The sequence below is a fragment of the Noviherbaspirillum aridicola genome (assembly GCF_019656455.1).
GTDB lineage: Bacteria > Pseudomonadota > Gammaproteobacteria > Burkholderiales > Burkholderiaceae_D > Noviherbaspirillum > Noviherbaspirillum aridicola.
Genome location: NZ_BPMK01000020.1, coordinates 1 through 23,575, shown reverse-complemented (window position 1 = coordinate 23,575; position 23,575 = coordinate 1). Strand labels below are relative to the sequence as shown.

The following is a 23,575-nucleotide window of genomic DNA, read 5'->3' as shown; positions in this document are numbered from 1 at the left end:
CCGTGAACCTGTCCCACGCAGCCAGCCTGCACTCCTGTCCCGCCGGCGTGCAGGCCGCCGGCAGCCATGAAGCCCGCATCACGCTGCCCGACGGCGGCGCGCGCCGGGTCTTCGTCAGCGGCGAGGAAAGCATCGCCGGCTGCCGCAGCATGCGCCTGCCGGTGCCGCTGGAAAGTATTGCCGGGCTCAGGCCGCTGGCATCCGGCGATCCGGGCGAGACGCTGTTCCTGCACGGGCCTGCCGACGGGCAGGGCTCCGAGATCGAAAGCGTGAGCGCGGCCGGGTCCGATTCGCCGCCCGGCGGCCGGACCATGCCGCTGCGCGAAGACTTGCTGGCGCACTTGCGCCTGCAGACCTTCGGCAGCGAGGAAAGGGCGCAGGCGGAACTGGCCGATGGCCGCCTGCGGCTGCACTGCGGGGCGGGCGGCAAGCCGGCGGGCGTCATTCTGCGCGGACCCTGGGCGGCGACGCGGGCGCGCGCGGACATCGTGCTGCAGGCATCCGGCAACGGCCGCTTCGCGCTGCAGGTGCTGGATGAAGCGGCGGCGGCGCGCGGCGAGGCGCATGCGCTCGGCGCCTTCGACGCGGGCGCGCCGGCGCGGCATGCGATCTCCTTGCCGCCGACCCGCTACGATCCCGCCGCCTGGCAGGGCTTCGTGCTCGTCTGTCCCCCGGACGCCGCCAGCCTGCAAGTCGATGCACTGCGCGTGATGCCGCGCGCCGGCGACGTCGCCGGCCGTTCCGCATGGGTATGGGATGCGCGCGCCTGGCGCGAGCGTCCGCAGGAAGTGTTCGCGCATGCGCAACGGCACGCGCTCAGGACGCTGTTCGTCTCGGTGCCGGTGCGCGAGGGCAGGGTGGACGATCCGCAGGCGCTGGCGGCCTTCATCCGCCGCGCCGGCGCGCTCGGCCTGTCGGTATGGAGCGTCGACGGCGATGCGCAGATGGTGTTGCCGCAGGAGCATGCGCCGAGCGCCGCGCGGGTGCGCGCCTATGCCGACTACAACCGGTCGGTCGAGGCGGCGGCCCGCCTGCAGGGCGCGCAGTTCGATGTCGAGCACTACCTGTTGCCGGGCTATGAGCTTGACGCGCAGGCCTGGGACCGGCGCTACCTGGAACTGGCCCGCGCGCTGCACGAGGCCGCCGGCGGCCTGCCGCTGGAATTCGTGATGCCTTTCTGGTGGGCCGACAAGCAGGCGCTGCTGCAGGGTCTGGCGCCGCTCGCCTCCGGCCTCACCGTGATGGATTACCGCACGCGCCGGGAAGAAATCCTGGCGCTGGCGCAACCCTTCCTCGACTGGGGCGTGCGTCACGGGCGCCGGGTGCGCATCGCGCTCGAGGCGGGGCCGGTGGCGCCTGAGCGCCAGCATCGCTTCACGCGCGCCGGATCGGGGGAATTGTGGCTGCTCGACTTCGAGCGCACGCCGGTGCTGCTGCTGCTGACCGCGCCCCGGCCCAACCCCGGCGGCATCGCATACCGGCGGGTGTCGTCGCGGATACTCGACGGTTCGGCCACCACTTTCCACGGCGACCCGGGCCGCCTGCTGCGCATGCTGCCGGAGCTGGAAGGGGAACTGTCGGCGTGGACTTCCTTCGGCGGCATCGCGCTGCACGAGCTGAAGTAGCGAACTACCTCGCTGCTGGGCACGATAGTTGCTGACCGCCGTGCATGACGAACATCGCGGACAGGCCATGAAGACGACGAGCGGCGCGGCAAGAGATACCACAGGCGCCGGCGCTTCCGGCATGACCGCCGGCGACGTGCTGGCGTTTTCTCCGGCAGGCCGGCAGCCCGGCTATGACGCCGGCGAAGGCCAGCGCATCAGGGGCTTCAAGGCGGTGAGCGTGGGCCTGCCCCGCCTGCACGGCATGAAGGTGCCCCTGATCGACATGCGCCTGCGCCTGGATGGCGCCGCGCCGATGGCCTCGCCGGCCATGGTGATCGCGCGGCTGGAAGGCAGGATCATGGCGATCCTGGTGGACGATATCGGCGCCTTGCTGCCGGGTGGGCAGCACGCGCTGCAGGACAGTCTGGTCGGCGTCGCCGAGCCGGGGCAGCACAGCATGGTGCTGCTGGCCGTCGAGAAACTGGCGCCGCCCGCGCCCCTGGCCTGACGCACCAAACTGGCCTGCGCGCGCCATCGCGGCGCAGCGTCGCCGCCGGTGCACAGGCATGAGCCGCGTGCTAGCATGCCTTTCCGACATCGCACCGTTCCGTCATGCACGCTTCGCCTTCCTTCGCTTCCGTTTCCACGCCCGCCATCCTGCTCGACGAGCAACGCCTGCGCGCCAATTGCGCGCGCATGGCCGAGCGCGCAGCGGCGGCCGGCGTGCGCCTGCGCCCGCACATGAAGACCGCGAAATCGGCCCGGGTGGCGGCGCTCGCCACCGCCGGCCAGTTCGGCGGCATCACCGTCTCCACCGTCGCCGAGCTGGAATACTTTTTCGCCGCCGGCTTCGCCGATCTGACCTATGCCGTAGGCATCGTGCCGGCCCGGCTGCCCGCGATCGAAGCGCTGGCGATGCGCGGCGCCCGCATACAGGTGATCGCCGATTCGGTGGCCGCGGTGCAGGGCATCGCCGGGCATGACGCGGGGCGCGGCGGCAGGCTGCGGGTCCTGATCGAGATCGATTCGGGCGGGCATCGCGCCGGGGTGGCGCCGGACGCCGCCGCGCTGCTCGACATCGCGCGCGCCATCGATGCCGCCCCCGCCCTGCAGCTCGAAGGCGTGCTCACCCATGCCGGCCATTCCTATCACGCGCAGGGCGATGCCGCACGGCGAGAAATCGCGCTGCAGGAACGCGACTGCGCGCTGCTCGCCGCCGCCCGTCTGCGGCAGGCGGGTTTCGACGTGCCCGTGGTGAGCATCGGCTCGACGCCGACGGCGCTGACCGACATTCCGCTCGACGGCATCACCGAGATCCGCCCCGGCGTCTACATGTTCTTCGACCTGTCGCAGGCACGGCTTGGCGTCTGTTCGCCCGAGGACATCGCGGTCAGCGTGCTGGCCACCGTGATCGGCCATCAGCCCGGCCATCTGCTGATCGACGCCGGCGCGCTCGCGCTGTCCAAGGACATCAGCGCCAATGAATACGACGCCGGCATCGGCTATGGTCTGGTATGCGACGAACAGGGGAGGCCGATCGACGGCCTGTACGTGGCCGACGTGCACCAGGAGCATGGTTTCGTGAAAGCGTCGCGCGGCAGCCCGCCCTTCGACAGCCTGCCGATCGGCGCCCGGGTACGCATCCTTCCCAACCACGCCTGCATGACGGTCGCGCCCTACCGCCAGTACCTCGTGCCCCGCGATGGCGGCATCGACAGCTGGGACAAGACCGGCGGCTGGTGATCAGCCGAGCGCGAGCCGCTTGTCCTCGATCACCATCTGCGCGAAGGCATCGGCGGCCACCGGCGGGCTGAACAGGTAGCCCTGCAGCTGATCGCAGCCGAGGCCGCGCAGGAAGGCCATCTGCTCCGCCGTCTCCACGCCCTCGGCCACGATCTCCTGGCGCAGCTGCTGGGCCATGGTCACGATCGCGCGCGCGATCGCGCAGTCGTTCTGCTCGCCGGGCAGGCCGACCACGAAGGTCCGGTCGATCTTGAGCGTGCTGATCGGGAATTTCTTCAGATAGGCGAGGCTGGAATAGCCGGTGCCGAAGTCGTCCAGCGCCAGTCCCACGCCCATCGCCGCGAGTTCGTTCATGATCGGAATCACCTGCTCGGGACCGCGCACCAGCAGGGTCTCGGTGATTTCGAGCCGGATGCGCTCCGGTCCGAGTCCGTACTGGTCCAGCACCGCCTGCACCCGCATCGGCAGATGATGGTCGAACTGGCGCGAGGACAGGTTGATCGCGATCGGCGGCACCTTCAGGCCGCGTTCCTGCCAGTGGGCGATCTGGCGGCAGGCTTCTTCCAGCACCCAGGCGCCGATGTCGAGGATCAGGCCGGTCTCTTCGGCCAGCGGAATGAACTGGCCGGGCGGCACCATGCCATGCAGCGGATGGCGCCAGCGCAGCAGCGCCTCGGCGCCCACGATGCGGCCGCTGCGCAGACTGGCCTTGGGCTGGTAGTGCAGCAGCAGCTGGCCCTGCGCGAGGCCGCGCCGCAACTCGCTTTCCATGCGCAGATGTTCCTTGGCGCGCCGGTTCATCTCGGCGCTGAAGAACAGGTAGCCGCCGTCGCCCTCCTGGCGCGCGCGCCCCGCCGCGGTGTCGGCGAAGCGCAGCAGCGAGGCGGCGTCGAGCGCGTCTTCCGGGTACACCGAGATGCCGGCCACCGCATCGACGCGCAGGTCATGCAGGCCGATAGAGAACGGCGCGGCGAGCGCGCCGAGCAGCTTCCTGGCGACGGTGCCCGCATGCTCGCGCTTCTGGATGTCGAGCAGCGCCACCGCGAACCGGCCGTTGTCGATGCGGGCCAGCACATCTTCCTCGCGCAGCAGGCGCTTGAGGCGGCGGCCGATGTCGCAGACCAGTTCATCGCCGACCTCGGTGCCCAGGGTGTCGACCACCTGTTCCAGACGCTGGATGCTGATCACCAGCAGCGCGCCATGCACCTGGTTGCGCCGCGCCACGTTGAGCGCGTGGCCGACCAGCTGGGTGAGCAGGGTGCGGTTGGGCAGGCCGGTCAGGCTGTCATAGTTGGCCATGCGCTGCACGCGCGCTTCGGCCTCCTTGTACACGCTGATGTCGGAGAAGATGGAAAACGCGTGCGTGATGCGGCCGAGATCGTCCCGCACCACGCTGATGGTGACCGATTGCGGGAAGATTTCGCCGTTCTTGCGGCGGCCGTAGATCTCGCCCTGCCACGGCCCGGAGCCCCGCATGGCGGCGCGCACCTCGGCGCGGAAGTCGGCGCTGTGGCGGCCCGAGCGCAGGATGTCGGGCGTCTGTCCGATCGCTTCGGCAGCGGAGTAGCCGGTGATGCGGGTGAAGGCGGTATTGACCGAGACGATGCGCTCGTCGGCGTCGGTGATCAGGATGCCCTGGTCGCTGTCCTCGATGATGCGCGCGTGCAGGCGGAACTTGTCCTGCTCCGACAGCCGCTCGGTGATCTCCGACATGCGGGCCACCAGGGCGGCGGGGCTGCCGCTGTCGTCGGTGTCCACCGACAGCGCCAGGCTGGCCCAGAAGATTTCGCCCGACTTCTTGCGGCGCCGCACTTCCATCAGCGAACTGCCCTGTTCGAGAAACAGTTCGGCGACCTCGCCGTCGTCGTCGGCATAGAGAAACAGCACGTGCTGGCCGATCGCCTCGGCGGCCTCGTAGCCGAACAGGCGTTCCGCGCCCTCGTTCCAGGCCGTGATATAGCCGGCCAGGTCCATCACGATGACCGGGCCATCGGCGTCCCCGTCGGGGGCGTCGCCCTGCGCATGGGCCTCGGCCTCGGCCAGTTCCGCCTCCAGCCTTGCCAGCGCATCCGCCCGCGCCGCGCCGCCTTCCCGCCTGGCCTGCCGGCACAGGTCCAGCCATCGCCGCAGGGTCGACTCATCCATGGCCTGCTCCCGCCTCATCGCGCACCACATCCATTGCCCATGCATGCGCCTGCAGCAGCGATGCATTGAAATCCTCGTGCCGCAGGGGCATCGCCGACAGCAGTGCCGGCAGGGCGGCGAAGTCGGCCGCTTCCGCCAGCTCCGCGATCCGCAGCAGGCTCCCCGCATCGCCCTCGTGCCGCAGCACCGCCGCCGACAGCGCCGGGTCCAGCCGGAGCGGCGCGAGCACCTCTTCCAGCGGCATCCCGAACAGCACGCCCAGCAGCGAGAACATGCCGGCCATGAAGGCCAGTTCCTGGCCGGTCTTGTCCATGCCGCACTCGCGCGCCAGCAGCTCCATCAGCCGCGCGCGCGATGCGGCCCGGGCCATCAGCATGGGTCCGCGCTCGTCTCCCTCGCGCGAGGAAAACAGCATCAGGTTGAGCCAGCGCCGCAGCTGATTGCGGCCGAGGATCAGGATCGCCTGCGCGAAGCTCGTGATCTTCTTGCTCAGCCCCATGCCGAGCGAGTTCACCAGCCTGAGCAGGTGATAGGACAGCGCCGGATCGCGCCGCAGCAGCGCTTCGATCTCGTGATTGTCCGCGTCGGCGGCCACCAGCTGCGCCAGTTGCAGCGCCAGCGCGCGCGACGCCAGCTGGCGCTGGTTCGGTTTCCCCGGGGGCGCCATGTACCAGTCGCCCGCCAGCCATCCTTCCGCGGGCAGCACGCGGCAGCCGGCCTGCAGGAGCGCGTCGACCGGGTCGCCGCCGGCCGGCAGAAAAACCGGTGCGGTCCGTGCGAGCGCCGCCAGCGCCGCATCGTCGGCAGGCACTGCGCCGGCCGCGCGCAGCAGCAGGGCGCCGGGCCGCTTGTTGCGATCGGCCAGCAGCGCGATCGCCAGCAGGGGAGCTTGGTCGTCCATGTCGGAATGTCTTGCTGTGAAGCCGACAATACTAACCGAGAAACGTTGATTTCAAGAAACTCTTCATGCTTGCGGCGCAAGCATGACTTTTGCGAATGCCCGCTCACCCGCCGCTGAACTTTGCGGCAGCGGCGCGTACTCAGCTGATGACAGGGCTGCAACAGGAGGCGGCCGAACGGACACCGGACATGGCGAAAGGAAGCGATACCAGCGACGGCAAGGACTTGCCGCCGCTCGACATTCAGGGCGGCGGACAGAGCGCGGGATTCCCGGCGCAGGCCCGTCTCGATACGAGCAGCTACAACCCGCTCGGCAATCCCGGCAACAAGCACTGGCAGGCGGCGGTGGTCACGCGGCCCGGCCTCGACGACCGCAGCAGCATCTTCTTCGCCGCCGTCGAAATGACGCGCATGCCGATGGTCGTGGCCGATCCGCGCCAGCATGACACGCCGATCGTCTTCGCCAACCGCGCCTTCCTCGACATGACCGGCTACGAGGAAGAGCAGGTGCTCGGCCGGAACTGCCGCATGCTGCAGGGCCCCGATACCGACCGCGCGACCGTCGCGGAGGTGCGTGAAGCCGTCCAGGAAAAGCGCGCGGTCGCGGTCGACATCCTCAATTACAAGGCCGACGGTTCGCCATTCTGGAATGCGCTGTTCATCGGCCCGATCTTCGACGAGAACGGCGAACTGCTGTACTTCTTCGCCTCGCAGCTCGACATCACGCGGCGCCGCATCTCCGAGCAGGCCTTCCGCCAGGCGCAGAAGATGGAAGCCATCGGCCAGCTGACCGCCGGCCTTGCCCACGATTTCAACAACCTGCTGCAGATCGTCAGCGGCAATCTGGAACTGGCCGAGCATTTCGCCGGCGACAATCCGCCGCTGCGGCACGCGATCGGCCAGGCCGCCCGTGCCGCCGATCAGGGCGGCAAGCTGACCCAGCAATTGCTCACCTTCGCCCGCAAGCAGCGGCTCGACCCCAGGCGCATCAGCCTCAACAGCCTGGTGATGGATTTCAGCGAGATGCTGTCGCGCACCCTCGACGACCGCGTCGAGCTGCGCCTCGACCTGCGTTCCGGCCTGCCGTTCTGCACCGTCGATCCCACGCACCTGGAAATGGCCCTGCTCAATGTCGTCATCAATGCACGCGATGCGATGCCGTCCGGCGGCCGCATCCGCATTGCCACCGGCGTCCTCGACGATCGCCAGCGGCTGGCCAGCCATGACCTGCCGCACGGACCGTACGTGATGCTGTGCGTGATCGACGACGGCGAGGGCATGCCGCCCGAGGTGGCGCGGCGCGCCACCGAACCCTTCTTCACCACCAAGCGGCCCGGCACCGGTCTCGGACTGGCAATGGTGCACGGCTTCGTCCAGCAGTCGCAGGGGCGGCTCGAGATCGACAGCGAGGTCGGCCAGGGCACGACGGTGCGCATGATCTTCCCGGTCGCCGCCGAGCATGCGCTGCCGCCGCAATCGCAGAACGTGCCGGACCTGATGCCGGAACCGGTGCCGGTCACCCGCACCGTGCTGCTGGCCGAAGACAGCGACGACGTGCGCCAGCTCGCCGACACCTGGCTGCGCAGCCTCGGCTACCGGGTCCTGACCGCGCGCAGCGGCGAGGAAGCGCTGGACCTGCTCGAACGCGACGGCCCGGTCGAACTGTTGCTGACCGACGTCATCATGCCCGGCGGGATGAACGGGCTGGCGCTGGTCGAGCATGCGCGCCGCCGCCTGCCCGGCCTGCCGGTGCTGCTCATGACCGGCTACATGGACGACCTGGCGCAGGAGGAATCGAGGATGTCGGCGATGGATGTGCTGGCCAAGCCTTTCCGCCGCGCCGAACTGGAAGAAAAGATACGCGTCGTGATCAGCCGCGCTCAGGCCGCCGGGCCGGCCACGCCGTCGACCTTCCGCCACGAAGGCTGAGCGCCCTGCGCCGGAAAGCCGCAGCGCTGCCGCGGCGAGGTGCGCACCGCCACCCACGCCGCCTGCGCCTCGCCCTCGGTGGCCGCACCGGGCCGCTCCGCCGGCACGCTGCTGTCGAGCAGATGCACGCACCAGCGCTCCATGCCGGCCGGCACCATCACTGCACGCGCATGCGCCGCATCCTGCCCGAGGAAATGCAGCCTGGTCCCCTGCGCCAGCCACCAGCCGCGCGACGTGTGGCGCAGCGTCCAGCCGCCGACGACGGCGGTGGAGGCGCGCGCGCCGGCCGCGATCTCGAGCCACGATGCCCTGCTGCCGGCATGGCGCATGCTGATGCGGTCGCTCGGCCCCGCCGGCGCCGGCTGTCGCCGCGCCTCCACCTGCTGCGGCTTGAATTCCTGCGGCAGGAAAGCCGGCCACGGGCTGATGCGCAGGCTGCGGTCCGCCAGCGGAATCTGCAGCGTGCCGCCATCGACCACCGGCGTCGCCTCGCCCGACGCGCCCTGTTCGAAAGGGAGCAGGCCGGCGATGCGCAGCTGCGCCGCAGTAGGCTGGATGCCGGCGAGCGTCAGCGCGGCGGCGATGCACAAACGTTTCAGGTGTCGTGCGCGCGGCATGGTCTTACCTCCAGGGACGATGGGCATGGCGCAGGGCCTGGTGCAGGTCCTGCGGCAGCGGGTCCTCCACCGTGCGATTGCGGGCGGAGAGATTCATCGGGTTGACGCGGCGCTCGGGCTGGGTCGGCGATGCCTCGTCGGCATTGAAGCCGTAGCCGTAGCTCGCGCCCGACCAGGCGCGCGAAAAGCTCAGCGTGAGATTGCCCCATTCGTTGTAGTCCTTCAGCACCGTCTTGGCCGTGCCCCAGAGCGGATTGATGTTGCGCGCGACCAGGCTGCTGGTGAAGGCACCGTTGTCGTCCCAGTCCGCATACGCGCCGCCGCTGCTGCCGCGGCCGATGTTGGCGGCTTCGGACAGGGCCAGCTCGTTCAGTTCGCTGCCGCTGCCGTCGGAAAAGTCGATCACGAAGGCGGTGCCGCAGGGCGAGTTCTCGACCAGGTTGCAATAGGTCTTGCCCTTCATGCCGTTGACCAGGTAGTAGCGTTCGGCCGCATACGGCGACTGCGGCGTCGCGCTCAGGCCGGCGAACTGATACATGTAGTTCATCACGCTGTAATGGTTCGGCTTGTAATTGACGTCTTCATGGCCCCCATGGTGCAGGCCGAGATTATGGCCGAACTCATGCATAAGGGTGCTCGCCTGCAGGTTGGTCAGCATGTTGCGGTCCACGCCCTCGGCGCCGGTGAAGCCATAGCCGCCGAGCGTGACGATCAGGTCCGCGCCATTGAGTTCGGCCACGCCCGACGATCCGGCGCTGCCGTCCGCGCGCTGCGAATTGGCGAACAGGCCATAGTGGAAGACCAGCTTGCGCCGCACGTCGAAATGCCCGCTCTTGTACGCATAGAAGGACGAGCAGCCCGCCGGCGGCGTCGTGCCGGCCAGGTCGAGGTCGATGCATTGCGCGAACGGCACCGGATTGCCGCCGCCGAGGTTGAAGGCGGCCGCGTCGGTCCCGTGCAGGCTTCCGGTATCGATATGCAGCGCGATGTTCCTGCGCGCGAAGGCATCCACCACCATCTGCAGCGCCTCGCGCCGCGGCACGAGCGCGGCATCGCTGCCCTGCATGTAATCGAGTTCCATGAACACGTCGCGCCGGCCCGGTCGCGCACCCATGGCATAGAGGTCGAGGCCGCCATAGGTGCCGCCCGCGACCTTGGCGCTGTCCGGAATACCGTCGCGGTCGGAGTCGGTGACGCCCGGCGGCACATCGTTGCGTCCGGCCGGCGTCGCGAAATTCACGTGCCGCCAGTCGTCCGCGCCATTGGTGTCCGCCATGCCGCCGGCGGCGAGGCGCACGATCGCCTTGCCGTGCTCGTTGGCGCCGGACGGCAGGGCCGTCACCGCTGCATCCCCCCAGTGGTCTTCGCTCGCCGGCACCGCCGTCGAACTGCCGAAGCGCACGAAGTCCACCGTCGCCCCGTCGCGCAGCAGTTCGATCGAGCCGCTGGCATTCCAGTAAGGCATCCTGGTGCCGTCGCCGACATAGACCATCTGGCTGTTGGCCCGCAGGTTCTGGTGCGCGCGCGAGGCCACGACCAGATAGCCGCCGGGAGGGATTTCTGCCGCGGGCAGCGTGAAGCCGCGCGGCGTGCGCGAGCTGCGGCCGGTGGAGGTGTCGACCCAGGAGCTCGACAGCGAGTACTCCGCGAGCTGCACCGTGGCCCCGGTGCCGTTGTGGATCTCGAACCAGGCGACGTCGTCGCTGTAGTAGTTGCTTGCCACTTCCGACAGCAGCAGCTTGCCGCTCGCCGGCGCGGCCGACGTCGTGGCCTGGTCGCTGGCGGGCGCGAGTGCCGGTGCCTCGGCGGCGGCACCGCCGCCACCGCCGCCGCCCCCTCCGCCGCATGCCGCGAGCACCGCGAGGAGTAGGGGGGAAACCGATGCCCGCAGCAGGCGAGGCAGGCGTGAACGATGGATCATGGGCGCGCGTCGGGAAGTGGAATAGTTCCCGTAGACAACGCTTTTGCGAATTAGTTTCTTATTGGAAAAACAGCAAGCATGCCGGAAGACGCGTGGCCGGAAACGGGGTAAGCAAGCTCGGGAGGGAAGGGGGAATCAGGCGGGGTGGTCGGCGTGCCGCCCCGTTTCTGATCGGATCCGGCGACACGCCTTTCCGCCTCCATGCATATCGGTTGCATGTGAAGCAGATGAAAGGATGATACCGGCGGGATATGACGGCTCCATGAATTTGCTCAACCTGCGTCGCCGTCGCGGCACCGCCGTTTGCCGCGACGCAAATGCCGGCGCTCAGCGGCGCAACGATGCGCTCATCGCAAGGCGTTTCATCAGCGCGGCGTATTCGTCATGCGCGAAATTCTCCGCGCCCGCCTTCTGATAGCAGAGCGCCACCACGCCGATCACGCCTTCCAGTTCCTCGTCATGCAGGCGGTGCGCCATGGTGATCAGGCTGTTGGCCGCGCGTTCGACGACCGCCGACCAGCGGCCTTCGGGCTGCGGCGGGGCGGTGCGGATGATGCCCAGGATTTCACTCTCGGTCATGGCTGTCTCCCTTTTGTTGGCTGTCGATCATGATTAAGCCCGAGGCATGCGCGAGCGCATTGCGACGCCGCAATATGAGCAAAGTCATGCGGTATGCCGCGGTCTGTTCCGCCGCAAGTCCTTTTCTTGGCGGAATGCTGTAATCCATGCAGGAGGACAACATGACCGTATTGCTTATTCTGCTCGCCGCCGCCGCGCTGTTCGCGGCCATCCACCATGCGGCCCCGCTGCTCGCGCTCGACGACGACTGGGAACGCAGCCTGCCCCCCGCGGTGGAAGACCTGGAGCTGCTGCTGACCGCGGGCGACGAACACGAGGACGACCGCGGCTGGGTGCTGTGGCGCCCTGATTTTAATCAAAAGAAAGTTTTTCTTTAGAATCAGTCGCTTGGCAATCTTCCCGGTGCTTATCCTCAGACTTGTCCACAGAATCGGTGGGTAATTCCGGGACCCATCCCTACTTCACCAGCGTCACCGGCACGTCCACGAGATGGATGACGCGGGTGGCGACCGATCCCGCCATCACGGAAGAGAGCGGCCCCAGCCCGCGCGTTCCCATGACGACCGCCTCGCAGGCGTGCTCCTCGCAGTGCCGGGCGATCTCGCTCGGCGGCGACCCCACCCTGGACTGCGCCAGGTAAGGCACGCCGCAGGCATCGAGGATCGCCCGGGCCGGCGCCAGCACCTTGCCCGCCTCGCCGGCCTGCACCTGCCGGATCTCGTCCGGCGACAGCGCCAGCGAACCCAGCGGCAGCGGCGTCTGCACATTCAGCAGTTCGATGTGGACATCGCCGCCGCCCGCCATGCCGATCGCATGCTGCAGGGCGTGGGTCGCGCTCGGCGAACCGTCATAGGGAACGAGTATCTTGCGCATGTCCGATCCCTCCGCTCAAAGCGATCCGCCCCGGGCGCCCGGGCGCAGTGCGTCGGCCAGTCCGCTCATCATTTCCATCGGCAGGGGCAGCACGATGGTCGAGGCCCGGTCGCCGGCGATCATGCTGAGCGTCTGCAGATAGCGCAGCTGCATCGCGCCCGGCTGGCGCGCCAGCACCTGCGCCGCCTGCATCAGCTTCTCCGATGCCTGCAGCTCGCCTTCCGCATGGATCACCTTGGCGCGCCGTTCGCGTTCGGCCTCGGCCTGGCGCGCGATCGCGCGTATCATCGATTCGTCCAGGTCGACATGCTTGATCTCGACATTGGCGACCTTGATGCCCCAGGCGTCGGTCTGGGCATCGAGCACCTGCTGGATATCGATGTTCAGGCGTTCGCGCTCGGCCAGCATGTCGTCGAGTTCATGCTTGCCCAGCACTGCGCGCAGGGTCGTCTGCGCGAGCTGGCTGGTGGCCTCGAAATAATTCGCGACCTGGATGATGGCCTTGTCCGGCTCGACGACCCGGAAGTACAGCACCGCATTCACCTTCACCGACACGTTGTCGCGCGAGATCACATCCTGCGTCGGCACATCCAGCACCACGGTGCGCAGATCGACCCGCACCATCTGCTGCACCACCGGAATCACGATGATCAGCCCCGGTCCCTTCACGCCCCAGTAGCGGCCGAGCTGGAACACCACGCCGCGCTCGTATTCGCGCAGGATCCGGATCGCGGAGGCGAGCAGCGCAATGATCAGGATGGCCAGCACGATGAAGGCCGAGCCCAGGTCGAAAAGAAACATGCTTATTCTCCTTGTTCATGGTTTTCCAGCGGAACGACGTCGAGCACCAGCCCCTGCCGGGCGACGACCCTGACCTTCTGACCGGGCCGCAGCAGCACGCTGCTGCGGATGCGCCAGGTCTCGCCATGGATGCGCACCCAGCTGCCGTCGCCCACCACCTCGGCCGATTGCCCGGTGAGGGCGTCGCCCGACGCCAGCGGCTTGCGCCGCGTTTTCAGCGCGATGCTGGCGGTCGCGATCAGCAGTGCCGCGCTCGCCAGCGCCACGCTCAGGATCAGCGCGGGGGGAATGCCGAAGCCGGGGATGTCGGTATCGATCAGGATCATGGCGCCGATGACGAAGGCGATCACGCCGCCGAGGCCGAGCACGCCGAAGCTCGGCAAAAAGGCTTCCGCCACCATGAAGGCCAGTCCCAGCACGATCAGTCCCATGCCCGCGTAGTCGACAGGCAGCAGCTGCAATGCATACAGCGCCAGCAGCAGGCAGATGGCGCCGGCCACGCCCGGCAGCCCCATGCCGGGATTCATGAATTCGAACACCAGGCCGTAAATCCCGATCGTCATCAGCAGCAGCGCGATGCCCGGATCGGTGATCACCGACAGCACGCGCGTGCGCCAGTCGGGCTGCAGGGTTTCGACCGCCGCTCCCCTGGTGGACAGCGTCACTTCCCGGCCCGCCGCCTGCACCTTGCGCCCGTCCACCCGGGCCAGCAGCGCCGGCAGATCGGCGGCGATCAGATCGATGACTTTTTGCCGCAAGGCTTCCTCGGAGGCCAGGCTGACCGCCTCGCGTACCGCCTGCTCCGCCCATTCGGCATTGCGTCCTCGCATCTGCGCCAGGCCGCGGATATAGGCGGCGGCATCGTTGACCTGCTTGCGCGTGGACGGCGTCGTGGTCGCATCGTCCGTGCCGTCGCGCCCGGTGCGCTTGCCGTCGCCTTCACGTGCCGGCTCCTGCTGCGGCATGCCGATCGCCACCGGCGTCGCCGCGCCGAGATTGGTGCCCGGCGCCATCGCCGCCACATGGCTGGCATACAGGATGTAGGTGCCCGCGCTCGCCGCCCGCGCCCCGCCCGGCGCGACCCACGTCGTCACCGGCACCGGGGAGGCGAGGATGGCCTTGATGATGGTGCGCATCGAGGTGTCCAGGCCGCCCGGGGTATCCATGCGCAGGATGACGACCGTCCTGCCGTCCGCCGCCGCGCGCTCGATCCCGCGCCGCACATAGTCCGCCTGCGCGGGACCGATCGCGCCCTGGATGTCGAGGAGCAGGGCGCCGCCGGCCGCCCAGGCGGGCAGCGAGGCCAGCAGCCACAGCACCGCGGCCACCACCAGCCGGCGATGGAAAGCGAGGGCGCGACGGCGGACAGCGGATTCCGGCATGCTGGGCTCCAGGGTGGCGGATTCGCAAGACGCGATTGCCGTCCATTCTCGGGCAGGGGCCGGCCGCGGCCTTGCGACATGTCAGAACCGGCCGTGGCGCAGGGCGTTTTCCGGAATTGGCGCGAGCCATTGAGGTCAGACTCGGCGCCGACGCTTTTCAAGGAGAACATCATGCTGCACAGCCTGAAGTCGCTCGATGGTTTCGTGATTGCCGCGCAGGACGGCACGCTGGGAAGAGTCCAGGACATCTATTTCGACGATCTCCACTGGACCGTCCGCTACCTGGAAGTCGACACCGGCGGCTGGATCGGCGGCCGCCGCGTCCTGATCCCGCCGCCCGCCGTGATCGCGGTCGACTGGGACAACCGCGAAGTGAGCGTGCGGCTCACCCGCCAGCAGGTCGAGGACAGTCCCGGCATCGACACGGCGGTTCCCGTCGCCCGCCAGCATGAAGCCGCGCTGTTCAACTACTATGGCTATCCCTACTACTGGACCGGCCCCTTCATCTGGGGCTATACCGCGCTGCCGACGCTGGACATGCAGGCCGCCCGGCCGCCGGTGCAGCTGCAGGACGACACGCAGGACGATCAGCCCGCGGGCGATCCGCACCTGCGCAGCAAGGATGAAGTCATCGGTTACGCGATCCAGGCCGCGGACGACAGCTTCGGCAGCGTGGATGACCTCCTGATCGACGAGAGCAGCTGGACCATACGCCTGATCGTCGTCGACACGCGCAGCTGGCTGCCCGGCGGCGAGGTTCTGGTGTCGCCGTCGCGCGTGCAGCAGGTGAGCTGGGAAGAAAAGAGCCTGGTGCTGGACGTGACGCGCACCGATATCGAGAAATGCCCGCTGTACGATCGCAGGCATCCGCCGTCGGAAGAGGCATTCCAGGACCTGTACCGCGGCGACGGCGCCCGGCTTGCCGCAGCCGCCAGGGGCGGCGCCGACATGACGCGCCCGGGCTAGGCGGAGGTGGCGCGGCGGGGCCGGCGCCAGCGCCGCAGGCGCCAGGCGAGCTGCACCAGCCCATAGCCGATCGCCGCGCTGCCGCAGGCGAGGATGGCCAGGCCCGCGGCCAGCGGCAATCCGAACGACTGAACCCAGGCCAGGGCCTGGGACAGCCAGCCGTCGAGCCCGGCCTCGGGCAGGCTGGCCGCGACCTCCGGCAAGGCCGTCAGGCTGCCGGTCACCGCGTCGCCGATGCGGTAGGCGAGGTAGTAGATGGGCGGGAAGGTGAGCGGATTGGTCACCAGCGTGCACAACGCCGCGACCGGCAGGTTCACCCGCAGCGCGATCGCCGCCGCGGCCGCCAGGAATATCTGCATGAACGGCACCAGGATGCCGAAAAACAAGCCGACCGCGACACCGCCCGCGACGCCACGCCGGCTGATACGCCACAGCGCGCGCTGGTCGAGATGGCGCGCCAGCGGCCTGAGCAGGCGGTTTCTGCGCAGGGTATCGGCAGAGGGCAGGTATTTCTTGAACATGAAGCGCCTCCCAATCGGACTCCGGCACATGATACTGCGTTTGCCCGTTCGCATGCGCTGCGCATGTCAGCGCCTCGACCATATCCCGGTATCGACCCCGTCTCTCAGTTCCGGGTAGTCGCCGAGATGGAATTCGGGTCGCTTGCCCGCGCGCCGCTGAGCGGTATAGTCGCGCGTCAGCTTGACGACGGTGCCGGAAAGCAGGGCAATGGCCACGATGTTGACGGTCGCCATCAGTCCCATCGACGCGTCGGCCGCATTGAATACCGTGCTCACGCTTTCGTAGGCGCCCCAGATCACCATCACCAGTGCGCCGATGCGCAGCAGCGTGATTCCGACCGGTCCGCCAAGTTTCAGGAACACCATCGCGTTTTCGGCATAGGAATAATTGCCGATGATCGATGTGAAGGCGAAGAACAGGATGGCCACCGCCACGAACCAGTCCCCGGCGGGGCCGATGTGCTCGCGCATCGCCGCCTGTGTCAATGGCGTGCCGGTGAGATCCGAGCCGGGCGTGATTGCGCCGGAAAGGAGGATCATCAATGCGGTGGCGGTGCAGACCAGCAACGTGTCGATGAATACCCCCAGCGCCTGAACGAGGCCCTGCGCCGACGGATGGTGGGGATCGGGCGTCGCCACCGCGGCGATATTGGGCGCCGACCCCATGCCCGCCTCGTTCGAGAACAGGCCGCGCTTGACGCCGTTGAGCAAGGCGCCCGCGACGCCGCCCGCCGCTGCTTCCAGCCCGAAGGCACTGGCCACGATATGCATGAGCGTGGCCGGTACTTCCGAAATATTGACCGCAACCACGTAAAGGGCCACCAGCAGATAGGCCAGCGCCATGAACGGCACCACCACCTGCGCGACCCGCGCAACCTGCCTGATGCCGCCGAGGATGACGATCCCGGCCACGACGGCGAGCGCAATGCCTACCCCCAGCTTGGGCACACCGAATGCGCCCTCCATCGCCTCCGCGATCGAGTTTGCCTGTACCGCATTGAACACCAGGCCGAAAGTGAGAATCAGGCACACCGAGAATACCGCCCCTGCCCACGGCGCTTTCAGACCCCGCGCCATGTAAAAGGCCGGGCCCCCGCGGTACTCGCCTTGCTCGTTGCGCGTCTTGTAGAGCTGCGCCAGCGTCGATTCCGCATAAGCGGTCGCCATGCCCAGCAGCGCCACCATCCACATCCAGAAGACCGCACCCGGTCCGCCCAGGTGAATCGCCACCGCCACCCCTGCAATGTTGCCGGTCCCCACCCGTGACGCGAGGCTGGTGCAGAGAGCCTGGAAAGGCGTAATGCCCGCCCGGTCCTTTTCGCCGCCGCCGAGCACGCTGCGGAACATCTCCGGAAACATGCGGAACTGGACGAAGCCGAGCCGCACCGTGAAGAACAGGCCGATCGCAAGCAGTCCGTAGATGAGGATGTAGCTCCAGAAGATGTCGTTGATGAAGTCGATGATGGCGTCCATCCTGAGTCCTCCGAAGCCGGGTTGCGAAACGTGCAATTCCGACAGCGATCACCTTTCGTCGGTTCAGGCATGCGTATTTTGGTCAAGCTTTTCACCGCGCCTTCGGCATATCGTGCGCGGAACTCGGCCTGCGTTCAGCCGTTCGGCCGAGGGGACTGCATGGAAACGGAAGAATGCGGAGAGGCGGGTAGACGTGGTCCCGCATGAGCACGCAAGGCGCGGAAAAGCAAAAAGCCCAGTCTTTCGGACTGGGCTGGATGCTTGAATCTCTGGGGTGGCCGATGGGACTCGAACCCACGACGACAGGAATCACAATCCTGGACTCTACCAACTGAGCTACGGCCACCGTTGATCTTTACCCGGTTTAACCCCGGGAAAGCCAAGCATTATACAAACCGAATTCGCGCTTGGCAAATCAATTCCTGCGCGATGCCGATCTTCACTGCGTGGAGATCGCCGTGACCGGCGGCTCCATGCCGAGCAGCCGGGAAAACGCCGTCGCCAGCGAACTGCCGCTGCCCGTCGTGAAAGCCCGCACCTCGCCGCCCGTCCCGGCCGCCTGCCGCAGCAACCCGCGCTCCTCCAGCAGCCGCGCGAGCTGTCGCGCAACCGGCTCGCCGGTGTCCACGATGCTCATGCCGCGCGGGGTCAGGCGCGCCAGGATCTCTTCGATCAGGGGCAGCAGGAAAGGGTAGTGGGTGCAGCCGAGCACCAGCGTGTCGGCGCCCTGTTCGACCAGCGGCACCAGGTAGCGCCTGAGCAGTATGGCTGTTTCCGCCGAATGCAGCTCGCCTTTTTCGACCTGGTCGGCGAGGCCGACGCAGGGCTGCGGCAGATAGCGCACGCCGGTGCTGCGCTCGAGCTGCTCGCGCAGCGCGGCGAACCTGGCGCTGGCCAGCGTGCCGCGCGTGGCCATGACGCCGACCACGCCGTTCCTGGACTTCGCCGCCGCCGGCTTGAGGCCGGGCTCGACGCCGACGATGATCAGCGCCGGCCAGCGTTCGCGCAGCGCGCGGATGGCGGCGGCGGTGGCGGTATTGCAGGCCACCACCAGCGCCTTCGCTCCCTGTTGCAGCAGGAATTCGGCGATGCCGAGAGAGCGCGCGACGATCTCTTCCTCGCTGCGCCCGCCATAGGGCGCATGGCCGGAATCGGCGAAGTAGAGCAGGTCTTCGTGCGGCAGCAGGCTGCGGATGTACTTCAGCACCGACAGGCCGCCGATGCCGGAATCAAAAACCCCGATGGGTGCGTCGCGCACGGCCACCGGGGTTGCGGGCTGCAAGCCTTGATTCACGTGACGGTCAGGCGACGGTCACCGGGATGTTGCCGAGGCTGCCGCTGGCGATGCGTTCGGCCCATTCCTTCGGGCCGGTGTTGTGCACCGAGATGCCGTTGGAGTCCACCGCGACCGTGACCGGCATGTCCTTGACCTCGAACTCGTAGATCGCTTCCATGCCGAGGTCGGCGAAACCGACCACCTTCGCACCCTTGATCGCCTTCGACACCAGGTAGGCGGAACCGCCGACGGCCATCAGGTAGGCCGACTTGTGGTTCTTGATCGACTCGATCGCGACCGGGCCGCGCTCGGCCTTGCCGATCATCGCGATCAGGCCGGTCTGCTCCAGCATCATGTCGGTGAACTTGTCCATGCGGGTGGCGGTCGTCGGGCCTGCCGGGCCGACCACTTCGTCGCGCACCGGGTCGACCGGGCCGACGTAGTAGATGACGCGGTTGGTGAAGTCCACCGGCAGCGGCTCGCCCTTGGCCAGCATGTCCTGGATGCGCTTGTGCGCGGCATCGCGGCCGGTCAGCATCTTGCCGTTCAGGAGCAGGGTCTGGCCCGGCTTCCACGAAGCGACTTCTTCCTTGGTCAGCTTGTCGAGGTCGACGCGCCTGGATTTCTGGGTGTCCGGCACCCACTGCACGTCCGGCCACTCCGACAGCGACGGCGGCTCGATATATGCCGGGCCGGAACCGTCGAGCACGAAATGCGCATGGCGGGTGGCCGCGCAGTTCGGGATCATCGCGACCGGCTTGGATGCGGCGTGGGTCGGGTACATCTTGATCTTGATGTCGAGCACCGTGGTCAGGCCGCCGAGGCCCTGGGCGCCGATGCCGAGCGCGTTGACCTTCTCGTACAGCTCGAGACGCAGTTCTTCGGTCTTGTTGCGCGGGCCGCGCAGCTTGAGCTCGTACATGTCGATGTCTTCCATCAGCGACTCCTTGGCCATCAGCATCGCCTTCTCGGCGGTGCCGCCGATGCCGATGCCGAGCATGCCGGGCGGGCACCAGCCGGCGCCCATGGTCGGCACCGTCTTGAGCACCCAGTCGACGATGGAGTCGGAGGGGTTGAGCATGACGAACTTCGACTTGTTCTCCGAGCCGCCGCCCTTGGCCGCGACCTGCACATCCACGGTATTGCCGGGCACGAGTTCCATGTGCACCACCGCCGGCGTGTTGTCCTTGGTGTTCTTGCGCTCGAACTGCGGATCGGCGACGACCGATGCGCGCAGCATGTTTTCCGGATTGTTGTAGCCGCGGCGCACGCCCTCGTTGACGGCGTCGACGATGGAGCCGGAGAAGCCCTCGAAGCGCACATCCATGCCGATCTTCAGGAAGACGTTGACGATGCCGGTATCCTGGCAGATCGGGCGCTTGCCTTCGGCGCACATCTTGGAGTTGGTCAGGATCTGGGCGATCGCATCCTTGGCCGCCGGGCTCTGCTCGGTCTGGTAGGCGCGCGCCAGGTGCTGGATGTAATCGACCGGATGGTAGTAGCTGATGTACTGCAGTGCGGCGGCTACCGATTCGATCAGGTCTTCTTGCTTGATGATGGTCATGATGTCCTGCCTGTCAGGTGGGGGTTCAGTGGGATTCCTTGTCATGCGCAATGGCCGGCGCCATGATGCGGTCGCAGGCGGCGATCGCCATCGCCGACAGCAGGAAGGCGAGGTGGATGCCGGTCTGGGCGAGCAGGGTCTTGGCGTCGTAGGCGTTGGCGTTGATGAACGTCTTGAGCAGATGGATCGAGGAGATGCCGATGATCGCGGTCGCCAGCTTCACCTTCAGCACCGAGGCGTTCACGTGCGACAGCCACTCGGGCTGGTCGGGGTGGCTTTCCAGGTTCATGCGCGAGACGAAGGTTTCATAGCCGCCGACGATGACCATGATCAGCAGGTTGGAGATCATCACCACGTCGATCAGGCCGAGCACCACCAGCATGATGATGCTTTCGGTGAGCTTGGTCGGCCGCGGCGCGCCGTCGATCGCTACCGCGCTGATGATGTGCTCGAGCGATGCCGGATTGCCCATCGCCGCGCCGATCAGGTCGACCAGCTCGATCCAGAAATGATAGACGTAGACGCCCTGCGCGAGAATCAGGCCGATGTACAGCGGCAGCTGCAGCCAGCGGCTCATGAAAATCAGGTTGGGCAGGGGGCGGATGGGCCGTGCGGCCTTGTGCGTTTCGGTGTCGGTCGATTTCATGAAGAGGGGCAATACTGCTTGGACAAAACCCGCGCATTTTACACCGGCGCCCCGCTCCACATGGCCCTGCCGTCGTTCGCGCGCCGACCCGTGAGCTGCATCAATGGCAACTTGACAAGATCGGCTATAACCCTAGCCCCGGTGCCTTCGCTTGTATAAAAAGCATGTGTAAGGCTTAAGTAAGAGTAGGGGCTTAAGGTCGCACACCAAACAGACCAACACATCTGGAGACGCACATGGCCGACATCGAAACCTTCAAGCAGGAAAACCGCATCTTCAATCCCCCGGCCGATTTTGTCCGCGACGCGGCGATCTCGGGCATGGACAACTACAAGGCGATGTGCGCCGCCGCTGAGCGCGACTACGAGGGCTTCTGGGCCAACCTGGCGCGCGAGAACATCAGCTGGCAGAAGCCCTTCACCAAGGTGCTGGACGAATCGCAGGCGCCGTTCTACAAGTGGTTCGACGACGGCCAGCTCAACGTCTCCTACAACTGCCTCGAGCGCAACCTCCAGAACGGTAACGCGGAAAAAACCGCCATCATCTTCGAGGCCGACGACGGCACGGTCACCCGCGTCAGCTATCAGCAGCTGCACGACAAGGTCTGCCAGGTCGCGAATGGCCTGAAGTCCCTCGGCATCAGGAAAGGCGACCGCGTCGTCATCTACATGCCGATGTCGGTGGAAGGCATCGCCGCCATGCAGGCCTGCGCGCGCATCGGCGCCACCCATTCCGTCGTGTTCGGCGGCTTCTCGGCCAAGTCCCTGCAGGAGCGCATCATCGATGCCGGCGCGGTCGCCGTCATCACCGCCGACGAGCAGGTCCGCGGCGGCAAGCAGCTGCCGCTCAAGGCCATCGTCGACGAGGCGCTTGCCATGGGCGGCTGCGACTCGATCAGGAACATCATCGTCTACCGCCGCACCGGCGGCAACATCAACATGCAGCAGGGACGCGACCTGTGGCTGCAGGATGTGACCGCCGGCCAGGCCGCCACCTGCGAGCCGGAATGGGTCAACGCGGAACATCCGCTGTTCATCCTATATACCTCCGGTTCGACCGGCAAGCCCAAGGGCGTCCAGCATTCCTCCGGCGGCTACCTGCTGTGGGCGGCGCTGACGATGAAGTGGACCTTCGACATCAAGCCGACCGATGTCTTCTGGTGCACCGCCGACATCGGCTGGGTCACCGGCCACACCTACATCGCCTACGGTCCGCTGGCCGTCGGCGCAACCCAGATCGTGTTCGAGGGCGTGCCCACCTATCCGCACGCCGGCCGTTTCTGGGACATGATCGCCCGCCACAAGGCCACCATCTTCTACACGGCGCCCACCGCGATCCGCTCCCTGATCAAGGCTTCCGAAGCCGATGCCAAGGTGCATCCGAAGAACTTCGACCTGTCCAGCCTGCGCCTGCTCGGCTCCGTCGGCGAGCCGATCAATCCGGAAGCCTGGATGTGGTACTACCGGAACGTCGGCAACGAGAAATGCCCGATCGCCGACACCTTCTGGCAGACCGAAACCGGCGGCCACATGATCACCCCGCTGCCGGGCGCCACGCCGATGGTCCCGGGCTCCTGCACGCTGCCGCTGCCCGGCATCCAGGCCGCGGTCGTCGACGAGACCGGCAACGAGCTGCCGAACGGGCAGGGCGGCATCCTGGTCGTCAAGCGTCCGTGGCCGTCAATGATCCGCACCATCTGGGGCGACCCGGAGCGCTTCAAGAAGAGCTACTTCCCCGAAGAGCTCGGCGGCAAGATGTACCTCGCGGGCGACGGCGCGGTGCGCAACGAGCAGACCGGCTACTTCACCATCACCGGCCGCATCGACGACGTGCTCAACGTCTCCGGCCACCGCATGGGCACGATGGAGATCGAATCGGCGCTGGTCGCCAACCCGCTGGTCGCCGAAGCGGCGGTCGTCGGCAAGCCGGACGAAACCACCGGCGAAGCCATCTGCGCCTTCGTCGTGCTCAAGCGCGCGCGTCCGAACGGCGACGAAGCCAAGCAGATCGCCAAGGAACTGCGCGACTGGGTCGCCAAGGAAATCGGCCCGATCGCCAAGCCCAAGGAAATCCGCTTCGGCGACAACCTGCCCAAGACCCGCTCCGGCAAGATCATGCGCCGCCTGCTGCGCGTGCTCGCCAAGGGCGAACAGATCACGCAAGACGTATCGACACTCGAGAACCCGGCCATCCTGGAACAACTCAAGCAGGCGCAATAAGCACGCGCGCCTGACACAGGAGGAGACAAGGAAAGGGCGCGGCCAAAAGCCGCGCCCTTTTTCCATTCCATCCATCCTTCCAGCCCGAAATATTGCTGAAATTCCGCCGACTGCTGCTATAATGTGCGGCTTCGCGTACCAGCGATACGAATCCAGGAGAGATGGATGAGTGGTTTAAGTCGCACGCCTGGAAAGCGTGTATAGGTTAATAGCCTATCGGGGGTTCGAATCCCCCTCTCTCCGCCAAGAACAAGCAAGGCCTCCATCCGGAGGCCTTTTTGTTTTGGTTGACCCGTCCTGAAATGCGTTGACACTTTTTTGGAGGTGTCAAATGGACAGAGGGATCAAGCGTACGCAGCGGGACTACACGCTGGCTTTTAAGTTGGCGGTAGTTGACGAGGTGGAAAAAGGCG

General features: G+C 67.2%; 20 protein-coding genes and 2 tRNA genes. 8 read left to right on the top strand and 14 right to left on the bottom strand.

All coding sequences use genetic code 11. From position 1 onward, the window contains the following. The first annotated feature begins 2 nt into the window (after positions 1 to 2). The 3 genes from NCCP691_RS19010 to NCCP691_RS19000 all read left to right on the top strand — a co-directional run bounded on the left by NCCP691_RS19010 (position 3) and on the right by NCCP691_RS19000 (position 3,350). Positions 3 to 1,625 carry a hypothetical protein gene (locus NCCP691_RS19010; protein WP_220810147.1) on the top strand — a complete coding sequence of 541 codons (1,623 nt, stop codon included), beginning with the start codon at positions 3 to 5 and terminating at the stop codon, positions 1,623 to 1,625. Positions 1,626 to 1,692: 67 nt separating this feature from the next. Further along, positions 1,693 to 2,115, top strand: a complete 423-nt coding sequence (locus NCCP691_RS19005; protein ID WP_220810146.1) for a CheW domain-containing protein — start codon at positions 1,693 to 1,695, stop codon at positions 2,113 to 2,115. Positions 2,116 to 2,219: 104 nt separating this feature from the next. Next, complete coding sequence (locus NCCP691_RS19000) at positions 2,220 to 3,350, top strand: alanine racemase (protein ID WP_220810145.1); 1,131 nt, start codon at positions 2,220 to 2,222, stop codon at positions 3,348 to 3,350. On the opposite strand, the gene NCCP691_RS18995 is transcribed toward NCCP691_RS19000, so the two are convergent. Both NCCP691_RS18995 and NCCP691_RS18990 read right to left on the bottom strand, forming a co-directional pair. Further along, positions 3,351 to 5,495: a putative bifunctional diguanylate cyclase/phosphodiesterase gene (locus NCCP691_RS18995; RefSeq protein WP_220810144.1), complete on the bottom strand. Its 2,145-nt coding sequence runs from the start codon at positions 5,493 to 5,495 to the stop codon at positions 3,351 to 3,353. Beyond that, positions 5,488 to 6,396 carry an EAL and HDOD domain-containing protein gene (locus tag NCCP691_RS18990; RefSeq protein WP_220810143.1) on the bottom strand — a complete coding sequence of 303 codons (909 nt, stop codon included), beginning with the start codon at positions 6,394 to 6,396 and terminating at the stop codon, positions 5,488 to 5,490. The genes NCCP691_RS18995 and NCCP691_RS18990 overlap by 8 nt, the downstream gene beginning before the upstream one ends. Positions 6,397 to 6,584: 188 nt before the next feature. On the opposite strand from NCCP691_RS18990, the gene NCCP691_RS18985 reads away from it, so the two are divergent. Further along, positions 6,585 to 8,324: a histidine kinase famiy protein gene (locus tag NCCP691_RS18985; RefSeq protein WP_220810142.1), complete on the top strand. Its 1,740-nt coding sequence runs from the start codon at positions 6,585 to 6,587 to the stop codon at positions 8,322 to 8,324. Here the strand turns inward: NCCP691_RS18985 and NCCP691_RS18980 are convergent. The 3 genes from NCCP691_RS18980 to NCCP691_RS18970 all read right to left on the bottom strand — a co-directional run bounded on the left by NCCP691_RS18980 (position 8,276) and on the right by NCCP691_RS18970 (position 11,441). Further along, on the bottom strand, positions 8,276 to 8,941 hold the full coding sequence (locus NCCP691_RS18980; protein WP_220810141.1) for a hypothetical protein: 666 nt from the start codon (positions 8,939 to 8,941) through the stop codon (positions 8,276 to 8,278). The two genes, NCCP691_RS18985 and NCCP691_RS18980, sit on opposite strands and share 49 nt — an antisense overlap. Before the next feature lie 4 nt (positions 8,942 to 8,945). Beyond that, positions 8,946 to 10,862 (bottom strand): hypothetical protein, encoded by a 1,917-nt coding sequence (locus NCCP691_RS18975; protein WP_220810140.1) that lies wholly within the window; start codon positions 10,860 to 10,862, stop codon positions 8,946 to 8,948. Between the two features lie 327 nt (positions 10,863 to 11,189). Beyond that, complete coding sequence (locus NCCP691_RS18970) at positions 11,190 to 11,441, bottom strand: hypothetical protein (protein ID WP_220810139.1); 252 nt, start codon at positions 11,439 to 11,441, stop codon at positions 11,190 to 11,192. Positions 11,442 to 11,602: 161 nt separating this feature from the next. Here NCCP691_RS18970 and NCCP691_RS18965 point away from each other — a divergent pair, with 161 nt between their 5' ends. Then, positions 11,603 to 11,818, top strand: coding sequence for a hypothetical protein (locus NCCP691_RS18965; RefSeq protein WP_220810138.1), 216 nt, complete (start codon positions 11,603 to 11,605; stop codon positions 11,816 to 11,818). A gap of 79 nt (positions 11,819 to 11,897) precedes the next feature. Here the strand turns inward: NCCP691_RS18965 and NCCP691_RS18960 are convergent, their stop codons facing one another. From NCCP691_RS18960 to NCCP691_RS18950, 3 genes are read right to left on the bottom strand one after another with little or no spacing between them, the layout of a single operon-like run. Then, positions 11,898 to 12,314 carry a universal stress protein gene (locus NCCP691_RS18960; protein ID WP_220810137.1) on the bottom strand — a complete coding sequence of 139 codons (417 nt, stop codon included), beginning with the start codon at positions 12,312 to 12,314 and terminating at the stop codon, positions 11,898 to 11,900. A 15-nt stretch (positions 12,315 to 12,329) separates the two neighbouring features. Further along, entirely contained in the window at positions 12,330 to 13,115 is a 786-nt protein-coding gene (locus NCCP691_RS18955; RefSeq protein ID WP_220810136.1) for a slipin family protein, read from the bottom strand. Between the two features lie 2 nt (positions 13,116 to 13,117). Then, complete coding sequence (locus NCCP691_RS18950) at positions 13,118 to 14,497, bottom strand: NfeD family protein (protein WP_220810135.1); 1,380 nt, start codon at positions 14,495 to 14,497, stop codon at positions 13,118 to 13,120. 171 nt (positions 14,498 to 14,668) lie between these two features. On the opposite strand from NCCP691_RS18950, the gene NCCP691_RS18945 reads away from it, so the two are divergent. Further along, positions 14,669 to 15,463, top strand: coding sequence for a PRC-barrel domain-containing protein (locus tag NCCP691_RS18945; RefSeq protein ID WP_220810134.1), 795 nt, complete (start codon positions 14,669 to 14,671; stop codon positions 15,461 to 15,463). On the opposite strand, the gene NCCP691_RS18940 is transcribed toward NCCP691_RS18945, so the two are convergent. From NCCP691_RS18940 to NCCP691_RS18915, 6 genes are all read right to left on the bottom strand, one after another. After that, positions 15,460 to 15,984, bottom strand: coding sequence for a DUF2062 domain-containing protein (locus tag NCCP691_RS18940; protein WP_220810133.1), 525 nt, complete (start codon positions 15,982 to 15,984; stop codon positions 15,460 to 15,462). The genes NCCP691_RS18945 and NCCP691_RS18940 overlap by 4 nt on opposite strands. A 66-nt stretch (positions 15,985 to 16,050) precedes the next feature. Continuing rightward, on the bottom strand, positions 16,051 to 17,457 hold the full coding sequence (locus NCCP691_RS18935) for an alanine/glycine:cation symporter family protein (protein ID WP_220810132.1): 1,407 nt from the start codon (positions 17,455 to 17,457) through the stop codon (positions 16,051 to 16,053). 270 nt (positions 17,458 to 17,727) lie between these two features. Continuing rightward, a tRNA-His gene (locus NCCP691_RS18930) sits at positions 17,728 to 17,803 on the bottom strand. A gap of 93 nt (positions 17,804 to 17,896) precedes the next feature. Further along, the gene (murI, locus tag NCCP691_RS18925) at positions 17,897 to 18,739 is read right to left on the bottom strand and encodes a glutamate racemase (RefSeq protein ID WP_238482503.1); all 843 of its coding nucleotides are present in this window, start codon (positions 18,737 to 18,739) and stop codon (positions 17,897 to 17,899) included. 19 nt (positions 18,740 to 18,758) lie between these two features. Beyond that, positions 18,759 to 20,297, bottom strand: a complete 1,539-nt coding sequence (locus NCCP691_RS18920; RefSeq protein WP_220810130.1) for a fumarate hydratase — start codon at positions 20,295 to 20,297, stop codon at positions 18,759 to 18,761. A gap of 25 nt (positions 20,298 to 20,322) precedes the next feature. Beyond that, positions 20,323 to 20,943 carry a YqhA family protein gene (locus NCCP691_RS18915; RefSeq protein WP_220810129.1) on the bottom strand — a complete coding sequence of 207 codons (621 nt, stop codon included), beginning with the start codon at positions 20,941 to 20,943 and terminating at the stop codon, positions 20,323 to 20,325. Between the two features lie 236 nt (positions 20,944 to 21,179). On the opposite strand from NCCP691_RS18915, the gene acs reads away from it, so the two are divergent. Together acs and NCCP691_RS18905 are read left to right on the top strand one after the other, a co-directional pair. Then, on the top strand, positions 21,180 to 23,162 hold the full coding sequence (gene acs, locus NCCP691_RS18910; protein ID WP_220810128.1) for an acetate--CoA ligase: 1,983 nt from the start codon (positions 21,180 to 21,182) through the stop codon (positions 23,160 to 23,162). 155 nt (positions 23,163 to 23,317) lie between these two features. Further along, positions 23,318 to 23,408 (top strand) — tRNA-Ser (locus NCCP691_RS18905). Positions 23,409 to 23,575: the final 167 nt, after the last annotated feature.

What these genes read in the sequence shown, in the direction of transcription:
- NCCP691_RS18975 (WP_220810140.1), bottom strand. Translation starts at nt 10,862, where the DNA reads ATGATCCATCGTTCACGCCTGCCTCGCCTGCTGCGGGCATCGGTTTCC.
- NCCP691_RS19005 (WP_220810146.1), top strand. Translation starts at nt 1,693, where the DNA reads ATGAAGACGACGAGCGGCGCGGCAAGAGATACCACAGGCGCCGGCGCT.
- NCCP691_RS18970 (WP_220810139.1), bottom strand. Translation starts at nt 11,441, where the DNA reads ATGACCGAGAGTGAAATCCTGGGCATCATCCGCACCGCCCCGCCGCAG.
- NCCP691_RS18990 (WP_220810143.1), bottom strand. Translation starts at nt 6,396, where the DNA reads ATGGACGACCAAGCTCCCCTGCTGGCGATCGCGCTGCTGGCCGATCGC.
- NCCP691_RS19000 (WP_220810145.1), top strand. Translation starts at nt 2,220, where the DNA reads ATGCACGCTTCGCCTTCCTTCGCTTCCGTTTCCACGCCCGCCATCCTG.
- NCCP691_RS18980 (WP_220810141.1), bottom strand. Translation starts at nt 8,941, where the DNA reads ATGCCGCGCGCACGACACCTGAAACGTTTGTGCATCGCCGCCGCGCTG.
- NCCP691_RS18965 (WP_220810138.1), top strand. Translation starts at nt 11,603, where the DNA reads ATGACCGTATTGCTTATTCTGCTCGCCGCCGCCGCGCTGTTCGCGGCC.
- NCCP691_RS18935 (WP_220810132.1), bottom strand. Translation starts at nt 17,457, where the DNA reads ATGGACGCCATCATCGACTTCATCAACGACATCTTCTGGAGCTACATC.
- NCCP691_RS18940 (WP_220810133.1), bottom strand. Translation starts at nt 15,984, where the DNA reads ATGTTCAAGAAATACCTGCCCTCTGCCGATACCCTGCGCAGAAACCGC.
- NCCP691_RS18945 (WP_220810134.1), top strand. Translation starts at nt 14,669, where the DNA reads ATGCTGCACAGCCTGAAGTCGCTCGATGGTTTCGTGATTGCCGCGCAG.
- NCCP691_RS18985 (WP_220810142.1), top strand. Translation starts at nt 6,585, where the DNA reads ATGGCGAAAGGAAGCGATACCAGCGACGGCAAGGACTTGCCGCCGCTC.
- NCCP691_RS18955 (WP_220810136.1), bottom strand. Translation starts at nt 13,115, where the DNA reads ATGTTTCTTTTCGACCTGGGCTCGGCCTTCATCGTGCTGGCCATCCTG.
- NCCP691_RS18950 (WP_220810135.1), bottom strand. Translation starts at nt 14,497, where the DNA reads ATGCCGGAATCCGCTGTCCGCCGTCGCGCCCTCGCTTTCCATCGCCGG.
- NCCP691_RS18995 (WP_220810144.1), bottom strand. Translation starts at nt 5,495, where the DNA reads ATGGATGAGTCGACCCTGCGGCGATGGCTGGACCTGTGCCGGCAGGCC.
- NCCP691_RS18920 (WP_220810130.1), bottom strand. Translation starts at nt 20,297, where the DNA reads ATGACCATCATCAAGCAAGAAGACCTGATCGAATCGGTAGCCGCCGCA.
- NCCP691_RS18960 (WP_220810137.1), bottom strand. Translation starts at nt 12,314, where the DNA reads ATGCGCAAGATACTCGTTCCCTATGACGGTTCGCCGAGCGCGACCCAC.
- acs (WP_220810128.1), top strand. Translation starts at nt 21,180, where the DNA reads ATGGCCGACATCGAAACCTTCAAGCAGGAAAACCGCATCTTCAATCCC.
- NCCP691_RS18915 (WP_220810129.1), bottom strand. Translation starts at nt 20,943, where the DNA reads ATGAAATCGACCGACACCGAAACGCACAAGGCCGCACGGCCCATCCGC.